Origin of the sequence: Escherichia sp. E4385, assembly GCF_963883145.1 — a bacterium.
Taxonomy (GTDB): Bacteria; Pseudomonadota; Gammaproteobacteria; order Enterobacterales; family Enterobacteriaceae; genus Escherichia.
This window is the reverse complement of sequence record NZ_CAWOOJ010000001.1, coordinates 232906-248201: the sequence shown is the minus strand read 5'-3', so window position 1 is coordinate 248201 and position 15296 is coordinate 232906. Positions and strand designations below refer to the sequence as shown.

Genomic DNA, 15296 nt, shown 5'->3' with positions numbered 1-15296 from the left:
TAATCACCTGGTGTTATATTAACATAATTCACTATTTGCCACGCAATAATTTAATGGCTAACATTCACGCACTGCCATCGGCAGCTAAGAAATAGAGGTATCTCCGGATACGGACTTGTAAACTGCCGTACAGGCAGCTAGCGCCCCATCACAGGTTGCGAAACACCCCTAACCACGGGTGATAACGCCAGTCATCGACTGCATCTTCTTCACTGGCCGGTACTCTCACTTCAGCAAACATTTCTCCAACACGCTGTATTTCACAACCTTGCTTATCAGCTAAATTCAACAAAACGTGTCGGTAATCCATCACGCCCCAGCAAGCGACGCCGCTGGCGCATCTCACCTCTTCTCGCCTGAAATTCCCTTGCGCTTTACGCTCGTTGTCGCCCGTACGGGAATAGAAACGCGCTTCGCTTTCTTCATCTTCCATATGCAGAAAAAACACCGCCTCCGGCAAAGGGGAATAACGAAATGGCGTCTGGCGCTGCATCCAGCCGTTCCAGCTTAGCGGTGCACGCCACCATTGCGCCGCCACCACATGCTTGCTTTTACTGCTCATCAATTCGGCGGATAAACGACTATGTTCAAGCTCCGCCAGTTTGTTGTCATTATTGGCAGACAGGATCCGCGGCAAGGCGTTAATCGTCCGGTAGTCCGCGATCGGAATCAGTTCGCAAATATCGTGGCTATTCAGCAAGTGTTCTTTTGTTTCGAAACCAGGCTTACAAAATGCGGGGGCTTTTTTCTGCAATGATTTGATATTGCTACGCAAAATAACCAGATTCTCACTGGTCGGCACATTTCTACGGTGGCGCTGAATACGTCCGGCAAATTGAATAATCGAACGCATGGAGCTTGGTTCAATAATTCCCCAGTCCGCATCCCAGTCACGCCCCACTTCTATAACCGATGTCCCCAACACCACAAAAAGATGGTGCGATTCCGGACTGTTATGTAAAGCATCTGCGATATCTTCGTTGCTCCAGAAATCGAGTTCGTTATGACGAGTAAAAGCGCGATCCAGCCGCTTCTCAATATCTGAACGCACCGCCAGCGGGTGTCGGGAGTGGTAAACACAGTAATGAATGCAGACATCTTCTGGTGAAGGAATGGCAATCAGGGCTTTGGTCACCGCAACCAGTGGGTTGATATTCGCGAAACGCACCAGGCCAAGCGAAACGGTTTTACCGCTTTCGTGTCGCTGGCGATGCGCCTGATGCAACTTCAGCATTTGCGTATGCACCGTCTGGGCCACACTTTCGGTAACGTCTTGTATCGCGCTTGATGCAGATGAAATTGAAGCTACACGCCCGAAATGCAGTCGCTCTTTTTCAGCCAGCATCACCGCTCGCCGTGCAACAAATTTGGCATGTGCATCACGAAACCCAGGCCCGTCGAAAATTTGCGTTGCATCAGCATCTTTTTCATCAAACCAGGCACAGCAGATATTGACGGGCCTGCCGTTGGTACCACAAGACGTCTGCCACATTTTACGCCCAGCGAGATAAGCCGCGAACAACGCCTGAATCAGCCCTGGAGGTAGCGTCGCCGAGGAGAGTAGTACCCGCGTTCCTAGCATCCCGGCCCAGTTCATCAAACGACATACCGCATGAAGATCGGCAATATCAAAGTCATCAGGTTCGTCGAGCACTAAATCGCTGGTTAACAGGCGCAACATTGCCGGAAGCTGTTTCCCGCCACGCACACCCTCAGTCGCAGAAATAAGATGATCAATCGTCGAGACCAGAATCGGCGCGGTCACTAACTCCTTAAGTTTGCTGTCATCCTTCAACCATTTTTCCAGCGCCCCGGTATGCAGGCTGCCTTCGTACTTAACGAACTGTAGCTCCTCTATTGGCGACTCTTGCGAAGCACTTCCGTAATCATTGTCTATTTTTTCCTGCTGCCACAGTTGCTTAACTGCCGCCGAACCAATCAGTACCGCCAGCTCATCCTCACCTAGTCCAAGCCGACTGCGCAGAGCATCGCCGGTTTGCAAAGTCAGCGTGCGCAATCCCAGCGCAACGGTAAATCGGCACCCTTCTCGCTCGTCGGCAAGTGCATACATAATGCGGGCGTTCGCAAAGGTTTTACCACAACCCGTCGAGGCCATATTGACGCCGAAAAATCCCTCTTCACGACTTCGTTCACGTAGCGCTCGCGCCACATCCCAGGCTTTATCTTGCCAGCGATATTTCACATCTGTGGCCCGCTGGCTAAAACCTTTATGTCGGGCAATTGCCGGAAGCGATGCCCGTGTGTGCATCAGTTGCCGCCCAAGCAGATACGCATGATGCGCGACGCCCACAAGATGTTCGTCTACCCGTTGTTTGAGCGTGCCGCTTTGGCGATCGCTATTTGCCCAGACGATATATTCCGGGTCCTGCCATTTTTGCTGCGCGTTATTAGATGAATAGTAGTGATCGGCAAGCATCAGGCAAAAACGCGCCATATGTAAGGGGAACAACTGTTCCATCTGCCCGTATGTCTTTAAACCGAGCGCGTTGCTTGCCCGGCGAGAAATCTGACGCGCTTTTTCCCGCCAGCTCGCGCTTTGAAGCGGCGTTCCTGACGGAAACTGCCAGACTTGCTCAAAATCCTGTTGCGTCCAGTCATTTTTGCGGTGGTTAACGGCATTCCAGTCAGCATTCAGTTGCTTCTCCAGCCAACTTTCACACCCTTTGCATGATTGTTCCGGCTGTGGAGAAAGATTCTCCGGCATTCGATGATGGGAAAGGATCAGCCAACCTACCGTCCTGGCTAGCAGTTGCAGCGAACTGAATGGACTATTTGAAAAATGAGGCGTGTCTTTTTGCAGACGTTCAAGAATCGCAACTTCATCATCTGCCGTTAATTCCCCGAGTTTCTCCAGCCACACATCGTCTGGCTGTTCACCAACAAACGCCTGAAAGAGCCGCAGTGAGATCCATTCATGCCGATAAGGTTGATAACTGCGTGCGCTCTCATGGGTCAGGCTTTGCTGAAAGCTGCGTCCTGCTTTACCAAAATCATGAAACAACCCGGCGATAGCCGCCAGCAGCGCAATGCTCTCCGCGCATTGCCAGCGATTTTCTTCTTTGTTCACCAGGCTGGTTTGGGTTGTTCGATTCGTGGGAACGCGTCCCTGTGCATTAAAACGACGAATATTACCCACAATCCACATCAACTCCATTTGCCCGTTCTTTTTCAGCCAGTGACATGCCACTGCGGTATTTCGCCTGGCAGTTTTGCGCAGTAAACGGCGGAGTGTATTAACGCCTTCCAGAGTAATCACTGTTTGCCATGCGGCATCACCGGTGCGTTCAGCAAACTGATCAATAATACGGCAGCTTTCCACGCGGGCGTTTTTTGTACAGCGCGAGATAATCAGAACATTCATTGATCAGCCTTAGCCAGTGCCTGGGCCGTATCTTGCAAAGAGGTGATCATGACATCCAGCGCATCCGCTTGTTGAAAGATATTGATGCAGCGTTGACGAAACTCCTGAGCATCTTCTCCCGCCATTGCGGCAATAAATGCTTGTGGCATAACCAGGGCATCTTTAATCAGATCGGCAAGGTCAAAAACGAGGCCACCGCGACGTGTTTTACCGTGCATTACTGCTAAACCATGCGGGATTCCGGTTACCCACGCTGCCACTGCTGCCAGCCCATAAGCCAGATAATTACCCTGATCGAGGAAGCGGTTAGCCATATCAATCCCACCGCCCCGTTTTGCGCGAGTAAAGTCGCCATAGCCCACGGTTTGGCTCACCATTTTGTAGAGTGCTTTGGTCAATTTGGCCTCTACGAGCATAAGCTGCGTATGGTTTTCTGCCGCGTCTATTTCTTCACGAGTACGATTTAGTAGGGTCTGCAGTGCATTAGCATCAGGCTGAAAGGCGTGTTCACGCTGCATTTTCGCGCTGGTCCAGTGCTTATCGATATGTGTCAGGCGGAGTAACTGAAAACGTTTCGCGGCGGCAAGTCGTTTATCTTCAGCAAACCAAAAAGAAACCCACTGCTGAAGATATTCAGTAGGACGATATTCGCTTTGCGGACTGAGCCAGGAGACATCAACATCAACTTCATTTGCCGAATACAGCGGCGTGCCATCCGTACCACAAAAGCCCACCATCACCCCGGCATGGGCAAATTCACGCATCGCCGCCTGAGTTACGGATGTTCCCATCCCCAACATCAATGCCGTGGTATTCGCAATGGGGATATTCCAGTAGTACGACTCCTTACCTTCACTGGTAATATATTCCACTCGCCCACCATTCACCTGCACCCGACATTTTTCCAGATAATAAATATTGGCGCGTTTAGAGTGGAGAATGGTCTTGAGGTCAGATGGAGTAAGGTAATTGGAAGACATAAACACATCCTGTGATTATTTTTATTTGAAGGAGTTAGGATTAGTACAGCATTGATTTCTGTGCGAGAAATTGATTTCTATCGCAATTATCACAATTGTTATTGCACGTTGCGGCTAATGGTTCGGAGTTGAGAGCGCCATAACGCAGCTAAATTTCTGCCATCATCGTATTTGTGAAACTGCCTGTAGGGCAGTGAACGATGTATCTGACCCCGATTACATTGCTCAACATTTCTAAGCTGCCTGTGCGGCAGTGAACCGGCAGCAGCCAGCTCCGGGACAGAAACTACCTTTCTAAGCTGCCTGTACGGCAGTGAACAATAACGCATTAATTTTACCGTCTATTATGATTTTCTAAGCTGCCTGTACGGCAGTGAACTGATTGCGCGTCGATATCTCGTGAAGCCGCGCTTTCTAAGCTGCCTGTACGGCAGTGAACGTTTGTACTGAATTACGCGCAGCAAGCCAGGTTTTCTAAGCTGCCTGTACGGCAGTGAACGCTGAGTTCCCTGACGACATCTGGATTGATCCTTTCTAAGCTGCCTGTACGGCAGTGAACGTGTCGTGTGGGTGTTCATGGGCACACAGGGGTTTCTAAGCTGCCTGTACGGCAGTGAACTTAGCGACAACGCCCTTAAATGCCCGGCTTGTTTTCTAAGCTGCCTGTACGGCAGTGAACGCTAAATTTATCGATAGCATCCTTGCCATTCTTTTCTAAGCTGCCTGTACGGCAGTGAACTCTCAGGAGGCGCGGGACGAGGCCAATAAACTTTTCTAAGCTGCCTGTACGGCAGTGAACGGCGCACATATGAAAAAAGCCACGGGCTACGCTTTCTAAGCTGCCTGTACGGCAGTGAACACTGACCAGGCCAAACTGGAAGAAGTTTATTCTTTCTAAGCTGCCTGTACGGCAGTGAACAGAGTTGCGGCGGTTGTAGTCCGTCGCCGCCATTTCTAAGCTGCCTGTACGGCAGTGAACGTGATCGCTGAGGCAACCGACGCGGATTCAGTCTTTCTAAGCTGCCTGTACGGCAGTGAACCCTGTAAATATTGTCATTAACAATACAGCAGCTTTCTAAGCTGCCTGTACGGCAGTGAACGCTGTAATTCTGCTAATAGTTCCGATTTAACGTTTCTAAGCTGCCTGTACGGCAGTGAACTTTCACGAAAACGGAATTAACACGCTGGAACATTTCTAAGCTGCCTGTACGGCAGTGAACAGTAAAAGCGCCGTTCATATTCGTTTCCTCGTTTTCTAAGCTGCCTGTACGGCAGTGAACTGGGTGGTGTCGCGCTATTTGAGCGCCTGCTCTTTCTAAGCTGCCTGTACGGCAGTGAACTTAAAACGGCATTGAGAGGAATAATTCAAAATTTTCTAAGCTGCCTGTACGGCAGTGAACGCACTCCCGCCGCCAGTTGTTCCCGAACTGCCTTTCTAAGCTGCCTGTACGGCAGTGAACATTGGAAAAATAACAATATCAATTATTGCGACTTTCTAAGCTGCCTGTACGGCAGTGAACTCAAATACTACACGTTTAGCCCGTTGTTAATAAAGCAAAACCATCTCATTTTCCTGCTGCCACCCTTTTTTATCCTTACCTTCCAGCAGCACTAATTATCAACAACTTACCATCATCATCAAAAAAAGGGTCCGAACTTCCCCCACCCCATAAACAAAAAGTCCGTAACCTCTGACGAGATTACGGACTTCACCAACCTACTTAACAATCTGATTAATGCGCGGCTTCCGGTTTATGCTTTTGTGCACTCTGGAACCCGTAGGTCAGCTCATTTTTATCTTTATCCAGCGCGACTGTCACCTGGCCACCATCCACCAGCGAGCCAAACAGCAGTTCGTTAGCGAGCGGTTTTTTCAGGTTATCCTGAATCACACGTGCCATCGGACGCGCGCCCATCGCCCGGTCGTAACCTTTCTCAGCCAGCCAGTTACGCGCTTCCTGGCTCACTTCCAGAGAAACACCTTTCTGATCCAACTGAACCTGCAACTCGACGATAAACTTATCAACCACCTGGTGGATCACGTCTGTAGAGAGATGATCGAACCAAATAATGTTGTCGAGACGGTTACGGAACTCCGGCGTAAAGATCTTCTTGATCTCTTCCATCGCATCGGTGCTGTTATCCTGCTGGATAAGACCAATGGATTTACGCTCGGTTTCACGTACCCCGGCATTGGTGGTCATCACCAGTACCACGTTACGGAAATCGGCCTTGCGCCCGTTGTTATCGGTCAGCGTGCCGTTGTCCATCACCTGCAACAGAATATTGAATACGTCCGGATGCGCTTTCTCGATTTCGTCCAGCAGCAGCACCGCGTGCGGATGCTTGATGACCGCATCGGTCAACAGACCGCCCTGATCAAAACCAACGTATCCTGGAGGCGCACCAATCAGGCGGCTGACAGTATGACGTTCCATATATTCGGACATATCAAAGCGCAGAAGCTCAATACCCAGTGCTTTGGAAAGCTGTACCGTCACCTCGGTTTTCCCGACCCCGGTTGGACCAGCAAACAGGAATGAACCAACAGGTTTATGTTCGTGACCTAAACCCGCACGCGCCATCTTGATGGCCTCGGTAAGCGCTTCAATGGCTTTATCCTGACCGAAGACCAGCATTTTCAGGCGATCGCCAAGATTTTTCAGCGTATCGCGGTCACTCTGAGAAACGCTCTTCTCAGGGATACGTGCAATACGGGCTACCACGGACTCGATATCCGCCACATTCACCGTTTTCTTGCGCTTGCTTACCGGCATCAAACGTGCGCGAGCGCCCGCTTCATCGATAACGTCAATCGCTTTGTCCGGCAGATGACGATCGTTAATGTATTTCACCGCCAGCTCCACCGCCGCACGCACCGCTTTCGCGGTATAACGCACATCGTGGTGCGCTTCGTACTTCGGTTTCAGGCCATTGATGATTTGCACAGTTTCTTCGATCGACGGTTCAGTAATGTCGATTTTCTGGAAGCGACGCGCCAGAGCACGGTCTTTCTCGAAAATGTTGCTGAACTCCTGATAGGTCGTCGATCCAATCACGCGAATTTTACCGCTGGAGAGCAACGGTTTGATCAGGTTGGCTGCATCTACCTGCCCGCCAGACGCTGCGCCCGCTCCAATGATGGTATGGATCTCATCGATAAACAGGATGCTGTTAGTATCCTGTTCCAGCTGTTTGAGCAACGCTTTAAAACGTTTTTCAAAATCGCCGCGATATTTGGTGCCTGCTAACAGGGAGCCGATATCGAGAGAGTAAATCGTACAGTCAGCCATGATTTCCGGCACATCGCCCTGAACAATTCGCCAGGCAAGACCTTCAGCAATCGCAGTTTTACCGACGCCAGACTCCCCAACCAGCAGCGGGTTGTTTTTACGGCGGCGGCAGAGAACCTGAATGGCGCGCTCCAGTTCCTTCTCACGACCAATCAGCGGGTCAATTCCGCCCACGCGTGCAAGCTGGTTCAGATTAGTCGTGAAATTCTCCATACGGTCCTCCCCACCAGCTTGTTCTTCACTGCTCGGCTGGTTTCCTGGTTCAGAAGACTGAGATGGCTCGTCTTTACGCGTGCCATGAGAAATAAAGTTCACCACATCAAGACGGCTGACTTCATGTTTGCGCAACAGATACGCCGCCTGCGACTCCTGTTCACTAAAGATAGCGACCAGAACATTCGCACCGGTAACCTCACTGCGACCGGAGGACTGAACATGGAAGACCGCACGCTGCAATACACGCTGAAAACTCAAGGTCGGCTGCGTGTCGCGCTCCTCTTCACTGGCGGGCAGAACAGGTGTGGTTTGTTCAATAAAGGCTTCCAGTTCCTGACGGAGCGCAACCAGGTCCACGGAACACGCTTCCAGCGCCTCCCGGGCCGATGGGTTACTGAGCAATGCCAGTAACAAGTGCTCGACGGTCATAAACTCATGACGGTGCTCGCGCGCTCTGGCGAAAGCCATATTTAAACTGAGTTCCAGTTCTTGATTGAGCATAGGCACCTCCCCCAATTTTTATACCTGCATTCAGGCTTTTTCCAGCGTACACAGCAATGGATGCTCGTTCTCCCTTGCGTACTTGTTCACCATCGCCACTTTGGTTTCTGCAACCTCAGCGGTAAAGACTCCGCAAATGGCCTTCCCCTGGTAGTGAACAGCAAGCATCAATTGCGTTGCACGTTCTACATCATAAGAAAAGAATTTTTGTAACACGTCAATAACAAACTCCATTGGAGTGTAATCATCATTGACTAATATCACTTTATACATAGATGGCGGTTTTAGCGCGTCGCGAACTTTTTCTTCCGCCAGTTGATCAAAGTCCAGCCAGTCGTTCGTTTTACCCATTGTCAGTTATCATCTTCGGTTACGGTTACCGGCAGAACGCTCTGCCGCTGACAAGAGCGTATTTGCCTGACCAATCTACTCCACATGATAGATAATTATCATCTATCGTTGGTATAAGCGACATCAGTGACATTACTGTCAATAGCGTTAACTGCTTCAAATTTTTGATGCATACCTACCCCCTGGCCCCTGTCAAACGCTTGACGACTCGCCCCATTTCTCTAAATTGTATTTCAAGAGTTGGCGAGGTTTTGAACTGCCCCCTCTCTGACCCCGGTTTATTCCATCTTACTTATATAAGATTTGCGAAGGATGTCGAAGCATGGAAAAGGGTACTGTTAAGTGGTTCAACAATGCCAAAGGGTTCGGTTTCATCTGCCCTGAAGGCGGTGGCGAAGATATTTTCGCTCATTATTCCACCATCCAGATGGATGGTTACAGAACGCTAAAAGCTGGACAACCCGTTCAGTTTGATGTCCACCAAGGGCCAAAAGGCAATCACGCCAGTGTTATTGTGCCCGTCGAAGTAGAAGTAGCAGTCGCATAGCTCTTCTGTCTCATTGTGTACATCCTAAAGGCAAAATGCCAGCTCGATCGGCTGGCATTTTTATCTCAAAAATCACTCTCGCGCCAAAGCATCCACTGGATCCAGCCGTGCCGCATTTCGTGCAGGTAGCCAGCCAAATAAAATGCCCGTAACGGTTGAGCATAAAAACGCCAGCAGCAACGCCAGTGGAGAAAAGCCTATCTCCCAGCCGGGTAAAAAAAGCTGTAGGGTGAAGGCAATTAACAGCGACAGCATTATCCCCATCGCGCCGCCCACCAGGCAAACCAGCACGGCTTCAATCAGAAATTGTTGCAGAACATCGCTGGCACGCGCGCCAACAGCCATACGAATACCAATTTCCCGCGTCCGCTCCGTTACTGACACCAGCATAATATTCATAACGCCAATGCCGCCTACCACCAGCGAAATCACCGCCACCAGAGTCAGAAACAGTTGTAAAGTACGTGTGGTTTTTTCGACTGTTTTCAAGACGCCGTCCATGTTCCAGGTAAAGAAGTCTTTTTTGCCATGGCGCAGCGACAACAAACGGGTGAGTTGTTGTTCCGCTTCGGTGCTGTCATAGCCTTCTTTTACTCTTACAGTGATGGAGTTCAGCCACGACTGGCCCATAACCCGCCCGGACATGGTGCTGTAAGGTAACCAGACGCGCAGCACTTTACTGCTACCAAACATCGACTGTTTTTCTTCCGCCACGCCGATGACTCTCGCAGGCATATTACCAACCAGAATGACCTCACCAATCACATCGGCCTTATGCGGGAAAAGCTGGCGGCGGGTGTTACTGTCGAGAACCACCACCTGTGCGCGGCCGTTCAGTTGCTCCTGGTTAAAGGTGTTCCCTTCGCTGAAGGTCATGCCGTAGACATTGAAATAATCGCCGCTCACACCGTTGGCGCTGGCGGCAACATCAACATTGTTATAACGCAGGCGCAGGTTTTGCGAGACGGCGGGCGTGGCAGAGGCGACCCACGGTTGTTTTTGGATGGCGATTAAGTCGTCGTACTTTAGCGCCTGCTGATATTGCGGATCGTCATCGCCAAAATCTTTCCCGGGATAGACATCAATAGTATTCGTACCAATAGAACGAATATCCGCCAGCACCATTTGTTTGGCGGCATCGCCCACCACGACGATAGAAACCACCGACGCAATACCAATAATAATCCCCAGCATGGTCAGTAAGGTGCGCATTTTATTCGCTGCCAGCGCCCGCCACGCCATCGTCAGCGCCTCATTAAAACCACTGACGAATTGCCGCCAGCCAGACGCCGTTTTGACTATCGATTCCGTCCCCGTGGCGGCATTCACCTTTTCAATGGCGGGAGGATTACGCACAATTTCGCCGTCACGAATTTCGATTACCCGCTCCGCCTGAGCCGCAACCTGTGGATCGTGGGTAACGATAATCACCGTGTGCCCGCGATCGCGCAGCTGATGCAATATCGCCATCACCTCTTCGCCAGAATGGCTGTCCAGTGCGCCGGTAGGTTCATCGGCGAGGATCACCTGCCCACCGTTCATTAACGCACGAGCAATACTGACACGCTGCTGCTGGCCACCGGAAAGCTGGGCTGGATAATACTCTGTACGGTCTTCCAGCCCCAGTCGTTGCAGCAACTCCTGAGCGCGCAGCAATCGCTGTTTACGCTCAAGTCCGGCATAAACGGCGGGTACTTCAACGTTCTGCTCGGCGGTTAAGTGCGAAAGCAAATGGTAACGCTGGAAAATAAAGCCGAAATGCTCGCGACGAAGCTGCGCCAGCGCATCGGCGTCCAGCGTGGCAACATCCTGGCCGGCAACGCGATAGGTTCCACTGGTCGCTTTATCCAGGCAGCCGAGAATATTCATCAGGGTCGATTTACCGGAGCCCGAAGCACCGACAATTGCCACCATCTCACCTGCATAAATATCCAGGCTGATGCCCTTTAGCACCTCAACCTGCTCGTCTCCAGCAGGATAGCTACGGCGAATATCCTTTAGTTCGAGCAAGGGCGTCATTGTTCAGCTCCTGGTTTGGCCTCACCAATCACCACTTCATCGCCCGCTTCCAGTCCTTTGACAATCTCAACATCGGTGTCATTGCGCGCGCCAATCGTCACTTCGCGCTCGCGTATTTCGCCATTACGCAGCAGTTTGATTTTATAACGGTTATCACCAACCGAATCCCCCAGTGCCGACAACGGAATGGTGAGTACGTTTTTCACATCAGTGAGTTGAATGTGGACTTGCGCAGTCATATCCAGGCGCAGTAAACCATTGGGGTTTGGCACTTCAAAACGGGCGTAGTAGAAAATGGCGTCGTTGACCTTTTCTGGCGTCGGCAGCACATCTTTAATCTGCCCCTCGTAGCGCGTCAGCGGATCGCCAAGCACGGTGAACCAGGCTTTTTGACCGGGTTTCAGGTGAATGACATCTGCTTCCGACACCTGCGCTTTCACCAGCATGGTACTCATATCTGCCAGCGTCAGAATGTTTGGCGCTTGTTGTGCGGCAATTACCGTCTGCCCTTGCAGAGTGGTGATTTGCGTAACTTCACCTGCCATCGGGGCAACGATGCGGGTGTAATCGAGATTCGTTTTCGCCGTGTCGAGTGACGCCTGATTCCGTTTGATTTGCGCATCGATAGTACCTATTTGCGCCTGTTTAACTGCCATCTCCGTCGCTGCGGTGTCGAGATCCTGTTGCGAAACCGCCTGCGTTTGCGCCAGTCGTTGCTGGCGTGAGTATGTCACCCGTGCCAGTTTCAGTTCTGCTTCTGCCTGTTGCCTTTGCGCACGCAGCTCCATCAGTGTCGCTTCCACTTCCTTGATCTGGTTTTCAGCCTGTTCAGGATCAATAACCCCTAAAAGCTGGTCTTTTTTTACTTTATCGCCAATCGCCACCGACAGCGTTTTCAACTGACCGCTGACCTGCGCGCCCACGTCAACCTTACGCAGCGCGTCCAGCTTTCCGGTCGCCAGCACGCTTTGCTGCAAATCACCGGGGCGGACAATCAATGTCTGATAAGTCGGCACGGGCGCGTTGAGTGTTCTCCACAACGCAATCAGCGCAGCGATGACTATCACCAGCGCAATAGCGTAACGCTTCTTAAGGTTTTTTCGCTTTTTCATAAATACTCTGAATGCTCCATATGCGCGCACGGGGCTGCCAACTTCAACGAAACATCAACAAAAATCTAAAATTTACGTTAGTAATTATACGATTGATGTTTGGTTAAGATGCCCGATGGTGAAATCGGTGTTACGTATAATCATTGATTTTATGAATATGTCTCAGATCACTGAACGAGCATTTACACCATCTGAATCTCTTAGCAGCATGTCTCTTTTCCTTAATCTGGCAGGGGGTCAGTGGCGGCCGGGTAAATTCTGGCATCGCCGTCGGTTTCGCCAGAAATTTTTGCTGCGCTCTTTGATTATGCCGCGTTTAAGCGTTGAGTGGATGAACGAACTCTCCCACTGGCCTAATCTCAGAACGCTGTTAACGCGTCAGCCGCGCCTGCCGGTTCGCCTGCATCGCCCTTACCTTGCCGTGAATATGACCCGTAAGCAATTGCTGGAGGCGTTACGTTACCATTATGCGTTGCTGCGCGCGTGCATGTCGGCGGAAGAGTTCAGCTTATATTTGAACACCCCGGGACTGCAACTTGCGAAGCTGGAAGGAAAAAACGGCGAGCAGTTCACGCTTGAACTGACCATGATGATCTCAATGGATAAGGAAGGTGACAGCACAATTCTGTTCCGCAACAGCGAAGGTATTCCTCTGGCGGAGATCACATTTACACTGTGTGAGTATCAGGGGAAAAGGACGTTATTTATAGGCGGGCTGCAAGGTGCGAAATGGGAAATTCCACACCAACAGATCCAGAATGCGACGAAAGCCTGCCACGGGCTATTTCCCAAACGACTCGTGATGGAAGCGGTCTGCCTCTTCGCCCAACGCTTACAGGTCGAACAAATTATTGCTGTCAGCAATGAAACACATATTTACCGCAGCCTGCGTTATCGCGATAAGGAAGGAAAAATCCATGCTGACTATAACGCGTTCTGGGAATCGGTCGGTGGCGAATGCGACGCTGAACGCCATTACCGCCTTCCAGGTCAGATAGCACGAAAAGAGATTGTGGATATCGCCAGTAAAAAACGGGCTGAATACCGTCGACGCTACGAGATGCTTGACGCTATTCAGCCGCAGATGGCAAGGATGTTTTGCGGTTAATCAGCCCGACCGCGCGCCAGCCACAGCACGCGTGAGAACATTTTTTTCAGCAGCGTCGGTACGGAGTCCACACCACGACGTCCGGCCTCCATTGCCACTTCAATGGCAAGGTCGGGCTTGGAAGAGCGATGGATCGCTTTTGAAATAATTTTGCGCAAATTCATCGGCACGTTTTCCGGGATCTGCGCCACGCGATGGAACACGTCGGAAAACCCCTGGCGATACATAAAATGTTCCATATCCAGCGCCGGTAACGTTGTCAAATGTTCACGTTCAGCTTCGCGATCGTTATTCAGCAGGCTGCGCACCGTTGCGGCATATTTCTTCCCGGCTTCATCGCCATCGACCAGCACATGCCACTCAATCCCCATCCGCCGGGCAAATTTCACCAGTGGTTTTAGCCCGGACTGAGCAAACTCAATGACCTTAATCCCTTCGGCATCGAAATGGTGTCCACACTGGCGCGCCAGTTCGTTGATAACCCAGGTTTCTGTTTCCCCTTCCACCAGCAACCAGCAGCGAGCAAACAGCGATGACGGACGATTAAAACGAATGTGAAAAGAGATGCGGCGGCTGTCTTCGGTGCTCAAGCCACTTGGCCCCAGACGCCAGGCGGCAACACGAGAAGATTCACGCACCAGGCGGCAAACATGTTCCACTGGAGTTAACGAAAGCAGCTCGCCAGAGTTGGTGGTAGCAATACGTTGTAAAGGCAAAAGATTCAACAGATGCCAGGCAACGGAAAGCATAATCGGATGCAGGCGGGTTTCTGGATCTTCAATTAGCAATAACGGACGCGCGTCTTTATCCAGTCGCAATGACCCTTTTGCCTGCAATAAAGTGGCAAACAGACCGAGTAAAATGACCCGATACGAACGCCCCCCTGGTCTGTCAATCATCCGGTTGATGATATCGAGGTAACGCCAGCTCCGTTGCTCATTGCTGGCTCGCCGACGCATTAAGCGATATCTCGCCTGCCCGGCCCCTTGCTCCGAGAAATAATGCTCAAGCAGTTGCACCATTGCCGAAAGCCCCTGGCGAATCTGCCCATCGGAGAGATTTTGCGGGTGTGAGGATAACTCGCGGGCGAGAAAATCCAACTGGCGCGCGGTGACTTCCACATTGGGTACATTTGGTACAGTTCCATTGCGAATGCGGCGCATAAAACGGGCGTCGCGCAAACGCAGAACCGGCATTAAACGCACCACATGACGCGCCTGATCGTTAATATCTTCGACATCAATCGGATGACCGTCTTTATCAAGAAAGCTGCGTAACGTCATCACGCTACCGTCTTCCGCACTTTCCCCTTCCAGGCGATAAAAAATGCGGTGATAACCATCGGTGCATGGCGTCCAGCACGCTTCCAGCGGACGATAACGGCGCACCCGATGCCGTCCTGGCTGCAACTCACGAAAGGTCAGAATGATATGCAAATGATGTTCTCGCCCGTTGATATCCCCCGGCGGAAACCAAAAATCGTCGCGCTCAAAATGGTAGAGATCTGACTCTGGCGATAACAGCAGGGTTAAGGCGTCCAGTAAACTGGATTTACCCCACGCGTTCTCCCCAATCAGGACGTTGTTTTGTTCCAGCATCAATGACAATCGATTAATGCCGCGAAAGCCCACAATTTCAACGCGCTCAAGAATCATATCCCCTCCAGAAATATGTAACTTATCCTTTACCCCAGCAGTATAACGAGAAAGGCAGTAGCAATACGTGATGACATCACAATTAAGCATGGCAAATGTCTGAAAAATGAGCGAATAATTGTGTCAGATGCC

10 protein-coding genes and 1 CRISPR repeat array are annotated in these 15296 nt (G+C 51.0%); of the genes, 2 read left to right on the top strand and 8 right to left on the bottom strand.

Annotation, left to right across the window (positions count from 1 at the left end; genetic code table 11):
- Positions 1 to 148: 148 nt before the first annotated feature.
- The 5 genes from cas3f to AACS80_RS01235 form a co-directional block, all read right to left on the bottom strand.
- Entirely contained in the window at positions 149 to 3382 is a 3234-nt protein-coding gene (cas3f, locus tag AACS80_RS01255; RefSeq protein WP_138183622.1) for a type I-F CRISPR-associated helicase Cas3f, read from the bottom strand.
- Positions 3379 to 4362, bottom strand: a complete 984-nt coding sequence (cas1f, locus tag AACS80_RS01250; protein WP_135409815.1) for a type I-F CRISPR-associated endonuclease Cas1f — start codon at positions 4360 to 4362, stop codon at positions 3379 to 3381. Before cas1f ends, cas3f begins: the two co-directional genes overlap by 4 nt.
- Before the next feature lie 171 nt (positions 4363 to 4533).
- Positions 4534 to 5882: a CRISPR direct-repeat array (repeat unit 28 nt; unit sequence TTTCTAAGCTGCCTGTACGGCAGTGAAC).
- 213 nt (positions 5883 to 6095) lie between these two features.
- Positions 6096 to 8372, bottom strand: a complete 2277-nt coding sequence (gene clpA / locus AACS80_RS01245; RefSeq protein ID WP_131162174.1) for an ATP-dependent Clp protease ATP-binding subunit ClpA — start codon at positions 8370 to 8372, stop codon at positions 6096 to 6098.
- Positions 8373 to 8402: 30 nt separating this feature from the next.
- Positions 8403 to 8723 carry an ATP-dependent Clp protease adapter ClpS gene (gene clpS / locus AACS80_RS01240; protein WP_000520781.1) on the bottom strand — a complete coding sequence of 107 codons (321 nt, stop codon included), beginning with the start codon at positions 8721 to 8723 and terminating at the stop codon, positions 8403 to 8405.
- Between the two features lie 98 nt (positions 8724 to 8821).
- Complete coding sequence (locus AACS80_RS01235; RefSeq protein WP_214251107.1) at positions 8822 to 8896, bottom strand: hypothetical protein; 75 nt, start codon at positions 8894 to 8896, stop codon at positions 8822 to 8824.
- A gap of 149 nt (positions 8897 to 9045) precedes the next feature.
- Between AACS80_RS01235 and cspD the strand changes: the two genes are divergently transcribed.
- Entirely contained in the window at positions 9046 to 9270 is a 225-nt protein-coding gene (gene cspD, locus AACS80_RS01230; protein WP_064530179.1) for a cold shock-like protein CspD, read from the top strand.
- A 72-nt stretch (positions 9271 to 9342) separates the two neighbouring features.
- On the opposite strand, the gene macB is transcribed toward cspD, so the two are convergent.
- Together macB and macA are read right to left on the bottom strand one after the other, a co-directional pair.
- The gene (gene macB / locus AACS80_RS01225) at positions 9343 to 11289 is read right to left on the bottom strand and encodes a macrolide ABC transporter ATP-binding protein/permease MacB (RefSeq protein ID WP_135491094.1); all 1947 of its coding nucleotides are present in this window, start codon (positions 11287 to 11289) and stop codon (positions 9343 to 9345) included.
- Positions 11286 to 12401, bottom strand: a complete 1116-nt coding sequence (macA, locus tag AACS80_RS01220; RefSeq protein ID WP_130205251.1) for a macrolide transporter subunit MacA — start codon at positions 12399 to 12401, stop codon at positions 11286 to 11288. The genes macB and macA overlap by 4 nt, the downstream gene beginning before the upstream one ends.
- A gap of 151 nt (positions 12402 to 12552) precedes the next feature.
- Here macA and AACS80_RS01215 point away from each other — a divergent pair, with 151 nt between their 5' ends.
- On the top strand, positions 12553 to 13509 hold the full coding sequence (locus AACS80_RS01215; protein WP_130261265.1) for a VirK/YbjX family protein: 957 nt from the start codon (positions 12553 to 12555) through the stop codon (positions 13507 to 13509).
- On the opposite strand, the gene AACS80_RS01210 is transcribed toward AACS80_RS01215, so the two are convergent.
- Positions 13506 to 15164, bottom strand: coding sequence for an ATP-dependent endonuclease (locus AACS80_RS01210; RefSeq protein WP_130205249.1), 1659 nt, complete (start codon positions 15162 to 15164; stop codon positions 13506 to 13508). The two genes, AACS80_RS01215 and AACS80_RS01210, sit on opposite strands and share 4 nt — an antisense overlap.
- Between the last annotated feature and the right edge of the window lie 132 nt (positions 15165 to 15296).